This window comes from Pseudomonas coronafaciens pv. oryzae str. 1_6 (genome assembly GCF_000156995.2).
Taxonomy (GTDB): Bacteria; Pseudomonadota; Gammaproteobacteria; order Pseudomonadales; family Pseudomonadaceae; genus Aquipseudomonas; species Aquipseudomonas tremae.
In genome coordinates this window covers 4237988-4252649 of record NZ_CP046035.1, presented here as the reverse complement: position 1 = coordinate 4252649, position 14662 = coordinate 4237988, and the positions used below count along the sequence as shown (strand labels likewise).

Here is a 14662-nt window from a genome sequence, read left to right as displayed (position 1 = left end):
GCTCGTGGCCATGGAATGGCAACAGGACTGAGGGCAGCTTTCAATGTGCGCTCACTCCTGAAAGGACTCGTTAATGGACAGGGTATTCTTGCGTGTAGGTTCGCTGGCATTTTTAATCAGTTGTTCTTTGGTCTATTCGTCATTGCAGGCAGAGGTTATTGCCGAGACTGCTACCGAGGTGACTCCGGCCTTGGCAGAGTGGCGCAACGATCTTCATGGCCCGGTGAGCGGGCAGATAGATTTCGCGCAAACGCACGTGGTCAGCGCACAGCGCGAAGTGTTTGATCCACTTCTGGTCCCTGATCGCGAGGCGCTGGTAGTACTTACACCGCCTCCGCAGGTGTGGTACACGGCGGTGAACATGGTATTGAGCCATCGGGGCAGGAGAACCGTAATTCCCATGGCTCCGTATCAATGGATGCCTGAGAGCGCTGTGTACGACCAAAGCAACACTTTTTCGGGAAAGCCCATCGTGGGGATGTATCCGAAGTTCAAAAGATGGACATTCACCGCGACGATTCCGTACGACCAGTTTTCTGCTGACACAAGCCTGAGCTTTTATAACGTCGACTTTCCGAATGAAGTGGCGACGTTGGCCAAGAGCAAAATGATATTTCTGAACAGCGAAAGCGATGGCCTGGTGTTGATGAACATCAAAGGCTGTATTTTCAAGAGTGAGAGCACCTGCAAGACCACACTCGATCAATACGATATCGAAAAAAATCCGCAACTGGCGAAAATCGCGGCCCGGGAAATGTTCTCCGAGCTACCGATCAGGCAGTTGGTTTTGGGTATGGGTCAGAGTTACTGGCCCTATATCATTGCCCGGGGTAAGGATAGCAGGCCTCATCGTTATTCAACGTCAGACACCGACTACCGAGAGTGGGCCGAGCTTGGCGGCAAGACATTGCCTGCTGAAGTCGGCATGGGTATTTACTGGAGAGCAGCCTCCGACCTTGGATACAAGCAGCCCGGCAAGTTTGTAGCGATCTCGGGACAATTACTGGATGTGCCAGATGACATCCCTGTTTTACCGCCTGGCGTCGGGGCAAGTTGTGGAGGAAACAGCTGCAATTACCCTTCGAGGCCCGAGGGCTTCTGGCACGAAACCGGCCACGGCCTTGGGCTACCCCATGACACACCGCCGCGTTATGAAAAGTGGGCCTATCGTTCCTACGATCGGAAGTTATTGCCTAATTATCATGTTGATCCGAAGAAATATGGACTCGGAGTAGACTACCTTGGCTACCACTACTTCGGTCATGTCATGGGTGCGCTGGAACTGCCTGACTGGCCATCCGCTACAGCATCGGCCCCACAAGTAGATGAGTTTGAAGCGTTGCGCAGTAAAAATCCTCCTGCGACTGCTGACTGGCTTCACTACATTGCGCCTTACACGCATCAACAGATGTTGCGTGTGCAGCAGCGTTTTGGCAGTTTTCCGGCGAACCTGAAGTATGCCGGGCTATGGGATGATCATCGGCAGCCTCCGAACGCTGCGCAGGCTCAAGGCCTGAAAACGCAGGTGGCTCCAGAGCAGTTGATCGATCCGGGCATTGATGAGTCGGCTCATGACATTGGAACGCAGTTGAAAATGATGCAACCGCGGCAGGTCCCTCTGCTGAAAGGCGTCCCTGTACAGACCTTGGTGATGACACTGGCCGACGCGCAGCATGACAGTCAGACGCTGAGCCAGATATACCCGCCTATCATCTCCAACTATGGCAACGTGTTTTCGCCTACAGCCCAGCCTTTATCCGTGAGTGACGTACCCAAGGCAAATGCCATTGTGAATGCGGAAACTCAGCCCTCCCAGGCAAGCCTGAAGGATGGAAGTGTTTCAATGGTTCGTGACATAGCTCTTTCAAAGACCTTTACGAGTGAAAGAATCCAATCTGCGCCGACAGGCCTGTGTCTCTCGTTGTTGACTAACAATATACCTGGTTTTGAACGGTGTTCGGTAACGTCGTATCAGCAGCGCTGGACTGCCGTTAAAACCGCTAATGAGCAATTGGTTAACCTTGTCAATGACGTAACTGACAAATGCCTTGACGGTAATTTGATGATGGTCAGTTGTAGGCAGAACCGGGCTCATCTCTGGACATTTCGCGAGGATATTACCCACAGCAAAACGATACTCAGACTGCAGAATGAGCAGAACGGCAAGTTTATAACGGCGGGTGATGGAAGCACGGCGTACATGACAGGTTATAGTGGCAAAGAGCAGGAGTTCTACACGACGCCAAGCAATACTGCACCGGACAACTATACGTTACGCGTTCAGTATGCCAACGGTCTTACCGACACTTGGTCGCTTTACTCAGGAAACGTGGATGCTGGGGATGTTGTTTCGGTTGCCATCAATGTGTCTTCCGCGCGCAAGCCGGTTTCTGCCGAGCTGCGGAGAAACAACCTTAGTCTCAACAAGAGAATGCTCGACACTCAGCCCGAATTGCCGCCTGCCATCCTGGTGGGCGCTGAGGCAGGCTACCCTGTCATTACACCTCAGTATCTGCGCTCCAGACTTAACAAGCTGTGCCTGTCACGTGCAGCGACCGGTTTGACTCAGGAGACCTGCAATGTGGGTGACGCCAGACAGCAGTGGGCCATGTCCAGCTTTTTCAACGGTTCAGGGGAAGCGTTTATATTGACCGGCCCCACGTCAGCAGCGTGTCTGGGCAAAACGTTGACCCTGTCTGCGTGCGATATCAATACGCTGCAATTTCAATGGAGGGTGCGCCCGGATATAGCACCGTCTGGGGCGGTAGTACTTCAAGGAGGGGAGGACGGTAAGTTCATCACCGCAGAGCAGAGCGGTAGAGTAGTGATGCAAGGCGTTACGTACGGTGCGGAGCAAAACTTTGACCGTCTCGGGCCCGATGATATTTCGCCTTTAATAAAGATTAATTCAATCGGCCAAAAATGTCTGACGCGTCTTGGGGAGGGGGTCATTACACAGCCTTGCGTCAATAACATTAACCAGCAATGGCGAACTGGCGGACTCAAGGATTATGACGCACGCGGGCCGCACTTCAATCTCGTCACCCCTGATGGCAGTCGTTGCTTGGTGGAGGGTTTGAAAATGAGGGAATGTCAGGTCAGTCTTGATACTCATCAATGGACTCGGCGAGCGGACTTTCCGGGTCTGCCATGGTCTCAAGTGCAAAATATTACTACGGGCACTTTCATAACGGCATCGCCCACTAACTCAACCGTGACGCAAGCACCCTTAAACAATGATTCAACGCAGAAATTTTTATTCGGGTCAGTGGCGTTATCCGGGACAACTGCCGAGGAGCAAACACCTGCTGACCCTGCTTCCAGGTAATTGAATGTCAGGCAGCCTGTGGCCATAAGGATGGCCAAAGGCTTCCTGAATCAACCTTTCCAGACCTGCGGGTTGACCAGATCCTGCGGGCGCTCTCCCAGCAGTGCGCTGCGCAGGTTGTGGTAGGCGCGGTCGGCCATGGCCTGACGGGTTTCGGTGGTGGCCGAGCCGACGTGGGGCAGGGTGACAGCGTTCTTGAGCTGGAAGAGTGGCGATGCGCTCAGCGGTTCTTTTTCGTAAACGTCCAGACCAGCGCCGCGAATGGTGCCGTTCTGCAAGGCTTCGATCAGTGCCGGCTCGTCGACAATCGGGCCGCGGGCGATGTTGATCAGGATAGCGCCGGGCTTCATCAGGCTCAACTCGCGACGGCCGATCAGATGTTTGGTCTTTTCGCTCAATGGTACGACCAGGCAGACGAAGTCCGCTTCGGCCAACAATTGGTCCAGCCTGCGAAACTGTGCGCCCAGTTCCTGCTCCAGCTCGGTTTTGCGGCTGTTGCCGCTGTACAGGATCGGCATGTTGAAGCCCAAACGACCTCTTCGCGCAATGGCCGCGCCGATATTGCCCATGCCGACAATGCCCAGTGTCTTGCCATACACGTCTGTACCGAAGTGTGGCGCTTCGATGCTGCGCGTCCATTGACCGGCCTTGGTGTAGGCGTCCAGCTCGGCGACACGGCGAGCGCTGCTCATTATCAGCGAAAAGCCAAGGTCTGCGGTGGTTTCGGTCAGTACGTCCGGAGTGTTGGTCAGCAGAATGCCGCGCTCGCTGAGGTAGCCGACATCGTAGTTGTCGTAGCCCACTGAAATGCTGGAAACCACTTCCAGTTTTGCTGCGTGCTTGAGCTGGTCAGGGCCCAGTTTTCGGCCTGCGCCGATCAGACCGTGCGACTCGGGCAGGGCTTCTTCAAACTGAGCGTTGATGTCGCCCTTTTTGGAGTCGGGCACGATCACATTGAAATCTTGCGCAAGGCGCTCGGCCATTTCCGGTGAAACACGGCTGAAGGCGAGTACGGTTTTTTTCATTGGACTGTCACTCTTGAGCGGTTGAATGAGTAGCACGCTAACATTCCTGCCCGCTCTTTGGCAGCCGCTTTTTGCAGTTGTACGATGTCAGGACGATGCTTTCAGGGCTTGCACATGCAGGTCGGCCTCATCGGCTGCGAGGATTTCAGGCAGCGAGCCTCGCAGGTATTCGACCCAGGTTCTGATCTTCGCATCGAGATACTGGCGCGACGGGTAGATGGCGTACAGGTTCAGCTCCTGCGAGCGGTAGTCAGACAGCACGCGCACCAGCGTGCCGTTGCGCAGCCCGTCGATGGCCGAATAGATCGGCAAAATACCGATGCCCATGCCACTGGAAATCGCGGTTTTCATTGCGTCCGCCGAATTGACCAGCAATGGCGAGCTGTTGATGGTGACCATTTCCTGGCCATCCGGGCCGTCGAACAGCCACTTTTCCAGCGGAAACACCGGGCTCACCAGGCGCAGGCACGCGTGATTCAGCAGGTCGGCGGGTTTGTGCGCCATGCCGAAGGTCCTGACGTATTCGGGGGATGCGCAGACGATGCTGTAAGTGATGCCCAGGCGTTGCGACACGAAACCCGAGTCTGCCAGTTCGCTGGCCAGCACGATCGACACGTCAAAACCCTCTTCGAGCAAGTCCGGCACCCGATGAGTCATAGTCAGGTCGAACGCGACGTCCGGGTGATTACGTCGATAGCGGGCGATGGCGTCGATCACGTAATGCTGGCCGACACCTGGCATCGAATGCATCTTGAGCTGTCCGGCGGGGCGTGCATGGGCATCGCTGGCTTCGGCTTCGGCTTCTTCGACCGACGCGAGAATCTGCTCGCAGCGCAGTAAATAGCGTTTTCCTGCTTCAGTGAGGGCGATGCGGCGGGTGGTGCGGTTGAGCAGTCGGGTCTGCAGATGCGCTTCAAGGTTGGAGACTGCGCGCGAGACGTTGGCCGTCGTGGTGTCCAGCACTGCGGCGGCGGCGGTGAAGCTGCCCGCCTGGGCCACGCAACTGAAGGCACGCATGTTTTGCAGGGTGTCCATGAGTACTTCTCTAGTGGGTACTTCTTTGAAGTGATGGCAAATTGTGACATGAAGTAACGAGCGCATGTCAGCCAGACCAAAGCATTATCACCGTTTCTGTAACAAAGATTCACATAACTCCCTGCTTATCGCCGTGCAGAGCGCCGCCTAGAATCGCCGCCATTCAAGGTGTATCACCTCCTGTCGGGAACTCGCAGCTGTGCCGTCGCGCATCATCAGAGGGCTCAAGCCCCTCGGTAGTCTGGCTTTGACGCTGATTGTCAGCGGTTGTATCGGGACTCACGGAATCAAACCGCACGAAAGGCTGCTGCCCGCCGCCACTTTGGCGACTGACCAGGCTATCCAGCACGCTGCACTCGACGCACGTTGGCCCACAGCGCAATGGTGGCGTGCTTATGGGGACGCACAACTTGATCGCTGGGTCGAACTTGCAACGCTCGGCAGCCCGAGTCTGGCAATGGCTGCGGCACGAGTCAGGCAGGCGAAGGCGATGGCGGGCATTGCCGAGTCGGACGAATCGCTGCACATCCAGAGCAATGCCAGCCTGCAACGTCACGACTGGCCGAACGATCAGTTTTATGGTCCAGGCGCGCTGGCCGATACTCGCACCTGGGACAACAATGCGTCGCTGGGCCTGAGTTACTCACTGGATATATGGGGGCGTGAGCAAAACGCCAGTGAGCGGGCGCTCGACATGGCGCATGTGAGTGCTGTCGAGTTGCGCCAGGCACAACTCGAATTACAGGAAAATATCGTTCGCGCCTATATTCAACTGGCGCTGAATTACGCGCGCCTGGACATCGCCAAGGCCGCGCTGGACCAGCAGCAACAGATACTCGAGCTGGCGCAACGTCGTCTGAAGGGCGGGCTTGGTACGCATTTCGATGTCAGTCAGGCCGAAACGTCGTTGCCTGAAGCCCACCGGCAGATCGATGCGCTGCAAGAGGCCATCGCGCTAAACCGCAATCAACTGGCAGCGCTGGCTGGCAAGGGGCCTGGGCTGGGCGCCGGTCTGCAACGGCCCGCGCTATCGTTGCACAGCGCATTGAGCCTGCCTTCCGCGTTGCCGGCCGAGCTGCTTGGGCAGCGCCCTGACGTGGTAGCTGCGCGCTGGCAGGTCGAGGCGCAAACGCGGGGTATTGATGTGGCCCGCGCAGGCTTTTATCCCGACATCGATCTGGTTGGCAGCCTGAGCTTTATGGCCACGGGCGGCGGCATGCTGGAGTTTCTGACTGGCAGCAAGCTGGGTTACAAGGTTGGCCCGGCGATCAGCCTGCCGATCTTCGATGGTGGACGTTTGCGAGCGGAGCTGGGCGAGGCGTCGGCCGGGTACGACCTGGCGGTGGCGCGTTACAACCAGACGCTGGTGACAGCGCTGCAGAGCATTTCCGATCAGTTGATTCGGCGCGCATCGATGGGCAAACAGCAGGTGTTCGCTGCCCGCTCGGTGGCCTCGGCGCAGAAGACCTATGACATTGCGCTTATTGCCTGGCAACGCGGTTTGACCGATTACCTGAACGTGCTCAACGCACGCACGCGACTCTTCCATCAACAGGAAATCCAGCAGCAGGTCGAGGCGGCGCGATTGAATGCGTATGCCGGTCTGGTGGTGGCGCTGGGAGGCGGGTTGTCGGCAGGCGATGATCGCGGGACTGCGCTGCAATGATCACCACCCTGCAACGCCTTCACGTTTTGCCCTGGCGCCGAGAATTCAATAGCTGGGCGCGCAGTGACGGGGTGACATGGATATACATCTTCAAGGTGTTAATCGCTGCATTTCTGACCTACTGGCTGGCACTGCGGCTGGAGTTGCCGCAACCGCACACTGCGATAATTACGGTGTTCATCGTCATGCAGCCGCAGAGCGGGCAGGTGTTCGCCAAGAGTTTCTATAGACTGCTGGGCACATTGGCCGGGTCGGCCATGATGGTGCTGTTGATGGCCCTGTTTGCCCAGGACCCGGTGCCGTTTCTCGGCTGTCTGGCGTTGTGGGTCGGCACCTGCTCTGCGGGCGCTGCGCGTTATCGTAACTTTCGTGCTTACGGTTTTGTGCTCGCCGGGTATACCGCCGCCATGGTCGGCCTGCCTGCGCTGGCGCACCCTGAAGGGGCATTCATGGCCGCCGTCTGGCGCGTACTGGAAATTACACTGGGGATTCTCTGCGCCACGGCGGTGAGTGCTGCTATATTGCCGCAAAGCGCCAGTGCCGCCATGCGTAACGCGCTGTATCTGCGCTTCGGAGTATTTGCGCGTTTCGTGACAGAAGGCTTGCGCGGCGATACATCACGCGCTGCGTTTGAAACCGGCAACGTACGCTTCGTTGCGGAGGCTATCGGTCTGGAGGGCATGCGCAGCGTCACGGTATTCGAAGACCCGCACATGCGGCGGCGCAATGGGCGGCTTAATCGGCTGAACAGCGAATTCATGGCTGTCACCACGCGCTTCAACGCGCTGCATCAACTGCTTGAACGGCTTCGCAACGGGCAGTTCGGGGCCGTGTTGACGCATATCGATCCTGGTCTTGAACACTTGGCCGGCCTGCTGGACAGGTTCGCTGGCCTCGCCCTGACCCCTGATGATGCCTGCGCACTGGTCAGTCAGCTGGAGTATTGCAAAGCGCAATGGCCCGACCTCGTCAGACGCTTGCGTGCCGAGCTTGAGCAAGCGGCAACGAGTGATGCCGAGCGGCTCGATTTCCATACGGCATTCGAGCTGCTGTACCGGCTGATCAGCGAATTGCTTGATTACGCGCGCACCCATGCATCGCTGGCCGAGCACACGCATGTTCGCGAGCAATGGAAAGAGTCGTTCGTGCCGCGTACCCATTGGTTGACTGCACTGGCCGCGGGTGCGCGCGCAACCAGCGTGGTCGGGCTGATGAGTGCCTGGTGGGTGCTGACCGCCTGGCCCAGCGGCGCAAGCATGACCCTGGCTTCGGCGGCGACGGTTGCGCTGTCATCGACCACCAATAACCCGAAGCGCATGTCGTTTCAGATGGCCTGCGGCACGCTGCTCGGGGCGTTGCTGGGGTTTGTCGAAACCTTCTTTCTGTTCCCGCTTATCGATGGCTTTGCGCTGTTGTGCATGCTGCTGGCACCGGTATTCATGTTCGGCGCGTTCCTCGGTTCGCGCCCGCAGTGGGCGGGTTATGGGTTGGGACTGCTGATCTTTTTCAGCCTCGGCTCGGTGCCGGATAACCTGACCCTCTACAACCCCTATACCTTCATCAACGATTACCTCGCGATGGTCATCGGCATGCTGGTCTGTGCAGCGGCGGGGGCGATCATTCTGCCGCCCGATAGCCACTGGATGTGGCGGCGACTGGAGCAGGCGCTGCGCAATCAAGTGGTGTTCGCCATCAGCGCACCGCTGAATCGCCTCGGTTCAAGCTTTGAAAGCCAGACTCGCGACCTGATGCACCAAGCCTATGGTCTGGCCGTCAGCAGGCCGCTGGTGCAACGTGAATTGCTGCGCTGGATGTTCGTGGTGCTGGAAGTCGGCCACGCGATCATCGAACTGCGTCGTGAACAGGCCACGCTGCCTGTTCATCCTGCTTACGCTGAATATCAGCCTTGGCGTGTCGCATTACGGGTGATGGGGCGGGCCTTGATCCGGCTGTTCATTAAGCCCGATGCCGTCAATCTGCAGCGCGGCCTGCTGGCTGTCGATCAGGCGATCAAACGCGTGCAGGAAGCGGATGAGCCATTTGCCTCGCACTTCGATACATCCGTGTTGCGTCGAGTGAAGAGCTACCTGCACTTCATTCGCACCTCGCTGCTGGACACACAGTCACCGCTGGCCGTCTACGGCGTGCACCCAGCGGCTTCAGGACAGGCCCATGCCACGTGAAATAGCGTTCCACGGGGTATACATGCCGTCCCTGACACTGATGTTTCTGCTCGCGATGGTCCTGGGCTGGACGCTGGACCGGCTGTTGGCCGGCTTCGATCTGTATCGGTATTTCTGGCACCCGGCTTTGCTGCGGCTGAGCCTGTTCGTCTGCATTTTCGGCGCTTTGGCGCTGCCCCTTTATCGTTGATGCCTGGGTCGAGAACTCCCTGATGAAAAAGCTTTTCAGCCTGATTGCCACCTTGCTGGTGCTCGCCTTGGCACTGTGGGTCGGTCGGGCGCTGTGGGTCGATTACATGGATACACCGTGGACGCGTGATGGTCGGGTGCGTGCCGATGTTATCAACGTGGCCGCCGATGTGTCCGGCAGGGTGGTGGAGGTGCCGGTACGCGACAATCAGCAGGTGAAACGCGGCGATCTGTTGATGCAGATCGATCCCGAGCATTACCAGATCGCCGTCAGGCAGGCGCAGGCCTTGCTGGCGTCGCGCAAGGCAACCTGGGAGATGCGCAAGCTCAACGCCAAGCGCCGCGCCGATATGGATGAGCTGGTGATTTCAGCGGAAAATCGTGACGACGCCAGCAATGTGGCCACCTCGGCGCTGGCCGATTACCAGCTGGCGCAAGCGCAACTGGAGGCCGCTCAACTGAACCTGTCACGCACCCGGGTAGTGGCCGCGGTGGACGGTTATGTCACCAACCTGAACGTTCATCGCGGTGACTACGCACGCATTGGCGAAGCGAAAATGGCGGTGGTCGACATGAACTCGTTCTGGATTTACGGTTTTTTCGAGGAAACCAAATTGCCGCACCTGAAACCGGGTGATCCGGCGGATATGCAACTGATGAGCGGCGAAGTGCTCGCGGGCCATGTCGAAAGCATCGCGCGCGGTATCTATGATCGCGACAATCCGCAAAGCCGCGAGCTGATCGCTGATGTGAACCCGACCTTCAACTGGGTACGCCTGGCCCAGCGCGTGCCGGTGCGCATTCATCTTGATCACGTGCCTGAAGGTGTACTGCTGGCAGCGGGGATGACCTGCACCGTGATCGTCCGGCCAACAGGTGGCTGATCATCAAGGATGCGGAGCGTGCAGAAAACTGCCTGTCGTGAAGCTCTACGCTACAAATCAGTATCCAGACCAAAGCGCTTTCTCAAGCCTTTTTCCAGCAGCCCCTTGGGCAACAGCCACGCCATCAGCGGCAGGATGCGCGAGCCGTTGCCTATGCGCAGCAGGCGTGGCGGGTTGGCCTGTTGCACCGCTTTGAGCAGTTCGCTAGCCAGAACGGTGGCGGGTGTCGGGTTGTCCAGCGACGCCTTGGCACGTGCGCGGATACCTTCGCGGATCGGCCACCAGGGTGACTGCTCGCTGATCGACTGTTCGGCTTCGTGGCTGGCGTTTTTCGCGAAACTGGAGGCAATCGCGCCCGGTTGTACTTCCATCACTTGCACGCCAAACGGCGCTAGTTCCAGACGCAGCGCATCACTGAGGGCGTGAACGGCTGCTTTGGACGCGCAGTAAGCCCCCGCAAACGGCGTGACCAACACACCTGACACGCTGCCTATATTCACCACCAGCCCTTTGTTGCGACGCAGCGCCGGAAACAGCGCCCGGGTAACACCGATAACCGAAAACACATTGGTTTCGAACTGCCGCCGCATGGCATCCACGCCGCCGTCCAGCAAAGGTCCCATCGCACCGTAGCCCGCATTGTTGATAAGCACGTCCAGCCCGCTGTGTTCAAGCCCTGCGGCGAGTTGCGCCAGCGCCAGCGCGTCGTTGACGTCCAGCTGCACCGCGATAAACCCGGCAGTACTCAGCGCTGCAACATCCTCGGTCTTGCGTGCCGTCGCCCAGACTTCATAGCCCGTGGCCTTGAACGCGTCGGCCAGGGCGCGGCCGATTCCACTCGAGCAGCCGGTGATCAGAGCAATGGGCATATGTGAAGTCCTTGAGGGTCAGTCCGAGAAACTGCCTTGCAGATGTTCGGCGCGAAATTCCAGGGTTTGTGGACGATAGCCGCTGCGCAATACAGGCAACGGCACGCAATCCTTCCACGCGCCCTTTGCCTGAAGTTCGCCGGGGCCGCGATAGCGGGCGGTTGTGTAAGTATTGTCCGCCAGATTCACCGAGTCCCCCGGCGCATAGGCAGCGATCCGCCAGCGCAGTTCCTGCAGAGCGACCTGGTTGGTGTTAGTGATGCTGACCTGTAACGGGCGATCTGCCGGGCAGCCTTGCGGATCGTAACTCAGGCGCATTTCCAGATGCTCGAGCTGGCGCGCCTCGCGGCTGTCCTGCCAGATCACGATGGCCGCCACGATCCCCAGCCCGGCCGCCGCTGCCAGCGAGACCTGCAAGGCCTTGGCCGGGTAACGGAGCAGCAGGATTAGCCAGGTCAGGATCAAAAGGATGCCGATAAACATACGAGTCTCCAGCAGGGGCAGTGCTGGATATCCTACAGACATTGAGGATGGGTTGACCAATGGGGCGGCGAGGCAGAACGACAAAAAAGACGCCTGGGGAGGCGTCATTGAAGTCCTGATGTATTAAAACGGTTTTAGTCGATAAACGTGTAAGTAACAGACTCAGGCGTTTCAATCCACTGGCCGTTACCGGCGTCTACGGAACCTGAAATTTTAGCCTTATGCGACGATTCGAAGATCTTTTTCCCATCCTTGAGATTGGACACGGTCACAACAGTATCTTTATCTTGCATTATCTCAACCAGTTGATTGATCTGACGGTTGAAGTCTTCCGGCTCACTTATCAAAGTCAGCATTACCTGCGTACAGGTGGGCCCAGTAAATGCTGGAAGTACCAACGTGATATCTGCGTTCGACGGAACTTCGTTTTTTGCTGAGGCGCCTTTTATAAAGGGGACTGGAAGGCTTGGTGCAGATTGCGTAGTCATATCTGATAGCTCCTGTTTGAACGTGTAGCTTTGGCTGGAGAGGGACTGGCCGTTACGTTCAAGCAATCCTAAAGATGATGAGGAGCGGTTTCTACTGACAGAAATGACAGTGGCTATTCGCCGCGTATTTCAGGTTGCAGTGACTTGAAATTCACAGCGCTGTCAGTACCGAGCCGTTTACAAATATGTGTAGGCACGCAAAAAAAAGCCCCCGGCAACAATGAGTCGCTGGAGGCTGTGTAGCTTGTAGCTTGTAGCTAAAACCCTATCAACGAGCGATAGTCTGTGTCTTGACACCCGCTTCCAGTACATTCGAGCGACCATAGATATCTTCGAAACGCTCGATATCGTCTTCACCCAGGTAGCTGCCCGATTGCACTTCGATGATTTCCAACGGGATCTTGCCTGGGTTCTTCAGGCGATGTACCGAGGCAATCGGGATGTAGGTGGACTGGTTTTCGGTGAGCAGGAACACGTTATCGTCGCAGGTCACTTGCGCAGTGCCCGATACCACGATCCAGTGCTCGGCACGGTGGTGGTGCATCTGCAGCGACAGGCAGGCGCCTGGCTTGACCGAGATACGCTTGACCTGGAAACGGCCACCCATGTCTACCGAGTCGTACGAGCCCCACGGACGGTACACTTCAAGGTGGTTCTGGGTCTCGGTGCGGCCCTGTTCATTCAGGGTGGTGACCATCTGCTTGACGCCTTGGACCTTGTCCTTGTGGGCAATCATCATGGCGTCCTTGGTTTCGACAACGACAATGTTGTCCAGACCGATGACCGACACCAGCTTGCCGTTGCCGTGGATCATGCAGTTGCGGCTGTCCTGAATAACCACGTCACCCTTGGTCACGTTGCCGTTGGCATCCTTGGCATTGACTTCCCACAGCGACGACCAGCAGCCGACATCGCTCCAGCCAGCCGACAGCGGCACAACGCAGGCGCGCTGGGTTTTTTCCATGACGGCGTAGTCGATGGAGTTGTCCGGGCAGCAGGCGAAGGTGGAGGCATCGATTTCAAGAGCATCGTCATCCAGCACGCTGCGCTCGAGCGTCAGCAGGCAAGTGTCGTAGATGTCCGGATCGTGCTTTTTCAGCTCTTCGAGGAAACGGCTGGCACGGAACAGGAACATGCCGCTGTTCCAGTAATAGCCACCGGCGTCGACAAACTCTTTAGCGCGTTTCTCGTCAGGCTTTTCGACGAACTGCGACACGCGGCTGACGCCTTCCGGCAGCAGGGCATCGGCAGTGGACTTAATATAGCCATAGCCGGTTTCCGGTTTGTTGGCCGGTACGCCGAACAAGACCATTTCGCCACGTTCTGCAGCGACGGTCGCCAGTGCCAGCGCGCGTTGCAGGGCTTTCTGGTCTTCGATGACGTGGTCGGCAGGCAGCACCAGCATCAGGCCGTCGTTGCCTTCGTTGACCAGTTTCATGGCGGTCAGCGCAACGGCGGGCGCCGTGTTGCGGCCGAAAGGCTCCAGCAAAATGGACTGGGTCTTCAGGTTAAGTGCGGCGAGTTGCTCGTTGACGATGAAGCGGTGGTCCTTGTTGCAGACCACTATAGGCTCCTGCATGCCCTCGAACACCAGACGCTCCAGTGTTTGCTGGAACAGGGTGTGGTCGCCGGTCAGTGCAAGGAACTGTTTAGGAAATTGTTTACGCGAAAGCGGCCAGAGTCGTGAACCACTACCGCCTGACAAGATAACTGGAATCATTTTGTTTCTCCAAAAGCATTCAATTAGGGCTGTACGAGGTGTCTGTCGTTTCAGTCTTGTTCTTGTTCCGCGCGGGCCGGTTCAACGCTGATGCCTTGAACCGACCGGCATAATCCGTATTAGCGGGTTGCGACCGGTGGCTTGACCCACACTGGCGAGAGGCTGCTGCCACTGCCGGTGATGTAGAGCACGGCGGCTTCGCCACGCTCCAGCGCCACTGGTTTCACATCGGTGACTTTCTTGTCGCCGTCGTACAGCGCCAGGCTGACCTTGACCGGGTTGATTTCACGCTCGCCGGTGCCTTTGGCCGCTACAGCCTTGACCACATCGGTCTTGCCATCTGCGGTTTTCAAGGTCAGTGACTTGTCGCTCAGGTTCTGAACGCGAACCAAGGATTTCTGCTTGTTCTTGAACGGAGGTTCTTCAACCAGTTGTGGCTTGCCGCTGGCGTTGTTGACCAGGGTGTAATAGTGATCACCCGCCAGCTTGACCGGCAGGCTCTGGCTGCCCAGCTTGGCTGTGTAGTCGCCCTGTGGCATGAAGCTGAACGCAGTACTGCCCAGTGGCGCCACTTCGTTGAGGTTGGTGTTGCCGACGCTGGCGCTGATTTCTGCGCTGCTGGCGTTGTAGACACGCACGAACGTCGAGCCTTTAGGGGCAGTCGGGCCGTAGAGGGCGGAGTCGCCAGCAAATGCTTGCAGGGACATCAGGCCCAGACCGGCAGCCATTGCGCAGGTCTTGAAAAGGCGTTTTGCGGTCGAACGGTTAGCAGTAGTGTTAAAAGTCATGAGT

At 57.7% G+C, this 14662-nt stretch carries 12 protein-coding genes; 5 read left to right on the top strand and 7 right to left on the bottom strand.

Features of this window, described 5'->3' with window-relative positions:
• The first annotated feature begins 73 nt into the window (after positions 1 to 73).
• Entirely contained in the window at positions 74 to 3328 is a 3255-nt protein-coding gene (locus POR16_RS26160) for a TagA domain-containing protein (RefSeq protein ID WP_005891314.1), read from the top strand.
• A gap of 50 nt (positions 3329 to 3378) precedes the next feature.
• Here POR16_RS26160 and POR16_RS19025 read toward each other — a convergent pair whose 3' ends face one another.
• Entirely contained in the window at positions 3379 to 4353 is a 975-nt protein-coding gene (locus tag POR16_RS19025) for a 2-hydroxyacid dehydrogenase (RefSeq protein WP_005891315.1), read from the bottom strand.
• Between the two features lie 87 nt (positions 4354 to 4440).
• A complete protein-coding gene (locus POR16_RS19020; RefSeq protein WP_005891316.1) occupies positions 4441 to 5388 on the bottom strand; it encodes a LysR family transcriptional regulator in 948 nt (315 codons plus the stop codon).
• Between the two features lie 199 nt (positions 5389 to 5587).
• On the opposite strand from POR16_RS19020, the gene POR16_RS19015 reads away from it, so the two are divergent.
• Genes POR16_RS19015 through POR16_RS19000 form a run of 4 tightly spaced genes read left to right on the top strand, consistent with a single transcriptional unit; the run spans position 5588 to position 10310 of the window.
• A complete protein-coding gene (locus tag POR16_RS19015) occupies positions 5588 to 7054 on the top strand; it encodes an efflux transporter outer membrane subunit (RefSeq protein ID WP_005891317.1) in 1467 nt (488 codons plus the stop codon).
• Positions 7051 to 9237 carry an FUSC family protein gene (locus POR16_RS19010; protein ID WP_005891318.1) on the top strand — a complete coding sequence of 729 codons (2187 nt, stop codon included), beginning with the start codon at positions 7051 to 7053 and terminating at the stop codon, positions 9235 to 9237. Before POR16_RS19015 ends, POR16_RS19010 begins: the two co-directional genes overlap by 4 nt.
• Entirely contained in the window at positions 9227 to 9427 is a 201-nt protein-coding gene (locus tag POR16_RS19005) for a DUF1656 domain-containing protein (RefSeq protein ID WP_005891319.1), read from the top strand. The genes POR16_RS19010 and POR16_RS19005 overlap by 11 nt, the downstream gene beginning before the upstream one ends.
• A gap of 22 nt (positions 9428 to 9449) precedes the next feature.
• Positions 9450 to 10310: an efflux RND transporter periplasmic adaptor subunit gene (locus tag POR16_RS19000; protein WP_005891320.1), complete on the top strand. Its 861-nt coding sequence runs from the start codon at positions 9450 to 9452 to the stop codon at positions 10308 to 10310.
• A gap of 50 nt (positions 10311 to 10360) precedes the next feature.
• Here POR16_RS19000 and POR16_RS18995 read toward each other — a convergent pair whose 3' ends face one another.
• The 5 genes from POR16_RS18995 to POR16_RS18975 form a co-directional block, all read right to left on the bottom strand.
• Positions 10361 to 11179, bottom strand: coding sequence for an SDR family oxidoreductase (locus POR16_RS18995; protein WP_053931913.1), 819 nt, complete (start codon positions 11177 to 11179; stop codon positions 10361 to 10363).
• 18 nt (positions 11180 to 11197) lie between these two features.
• The gene (locus tag POR16_RS18990) at positions 11198 to 11662 is read right to left on the bottom strand and encodes a hypothetical protein (RefSeq protein WP_024671352.1); all 465 of its coding nucleotides are present in this window, start codon (positions 11660 to 11662) and stop codon (positions 11198 to 11200) included.
• A 134-nt stretch (positions 11663 to 11796) separates the two neighbouring features.
• Positions 11797 to 12150 carry a hypothetical protein gene (locus POR16_RS18985; protein WP_005891328.1) on the bottom strand — a complete coding sequence of 118 codons (354 nt, stop codon included), beginning with the start codon at positions 12148 to 12150 and terminating at the stop codon, positions 11797 to 11799.
• A gap of 268 nt (positions 12151 to 12418) precedes the next feature.
• A complete protein-coding gene (locus POR16_RS18980) occupies positions 12419 to 13870 on the bottom strand; it encodes a mannose-1-phosphate guanylyltransferase/mannose-6-phosphate isomerase (RefSeq protein ID WP_122381134.1) in 1452 nt (483 codons plus the stop codon).
• Positions 13871 to 13989: 119 nt separating this feature from the next.
• The gene (locus POR16_RS18975) at positions 13990 to 14658 is read right to left on the bottom strand and encodes an alginate O-acetyltransferase AlgF (RefSeq protein WP_005891331.1); all 669 of its coding nucleotides are present in this window, start codon (positions 14656 to 14658) and stop codon (positions 13990 to 13992) included.
• Between the last annotated feature and the right edge of the window lie 4 nt (positions 14659 to 14662).

What these genes read in the sequence shown, in the direction of transcription:
- POR16_RS18995 (WP_053931913.1), bottom strand. Translation starts at nt 11,179, where the DNA reads ATGCCCATTGCTCTGATCACCGGCTGCTCGAGTGGAATCGGCCGCGCC.
- POR16_RS26160 (WP_005891314.1), top strand. Translation starts at nt 74, where the DNA reads ATGGACAGGGTATTCTTGCGTGTAGGTTCGCTGGCATTTTTAATCAGT.
- POR16_RS19020 (WP_005891316.1), bottom strand. Translation starts at nt 5,388, where the DNA reads ATGGACACCCTGCAAAACATGCGTGCCTTCAGTTGCGTGGCCCAGGCG.
- POR16_RS19025 (WP_005891315.1), bottom strand. Translation starts at nt 4,353, where the DNA reads ATGAAAAAAACCGTACTCGCCTTCAGCCGTGTTTCACCGGAAATGGCC.
- POR16_RS19000 (WP_005891320.1), top strand. Translation starts at nt 9,450, where the DNA reads ATGAAAAAGCTTTTCAGCCTGATTGCCACCTTGCTGGTGCTCGCCTTG.
- POR16_RS18975 (WP_005891331.1), bottom strand. Translation starts at nt 14,658, where the DNA reads ATGACTTTTAACACTACTGCTAACCGTTCGACCGCAAAACGCCTTTTC.
- POR16_RS18980 (WP_122381134.1), bottom strand. Translation starts at nt 13,870, where the DNA reads ATGATTCCAGTTATCTTGTCAGGCGGTAGTGGTTCACGACTCTGGCCG.
- POR16_RS19005 (WP_005891319.1), top strand. Translation starts at nt 9,227, where the DNA reads ATGCCACGTGAAATAGCGTTCCACGGGGTATACATGCCGTCCCTGACA.
- POR16_RS19010 (WP_005891318.1), top strand. Translation starts at nt 7,051, where the DNA reads ATGATCACCACCCTGCAACGCCTTCACGTTTTGCCCTGGCGCCGAGAA.
- POR16_RS18990 (WP_024671352.1), bottom strand. Translation starts at nt 11,662, where the DNA reads ATGTTTATCGGCATCCTTTTGATCCTGACCTGGCTAATCCTGCTGCTC.
- POR16_RS18985 (WP_005891328.1), bottom strand. Translation starts at nt 12,150, where the DNA reads ATGACTACGCAATCTGCACCAAGCCTTCCAGTCCCCTTTATAAAAGGC.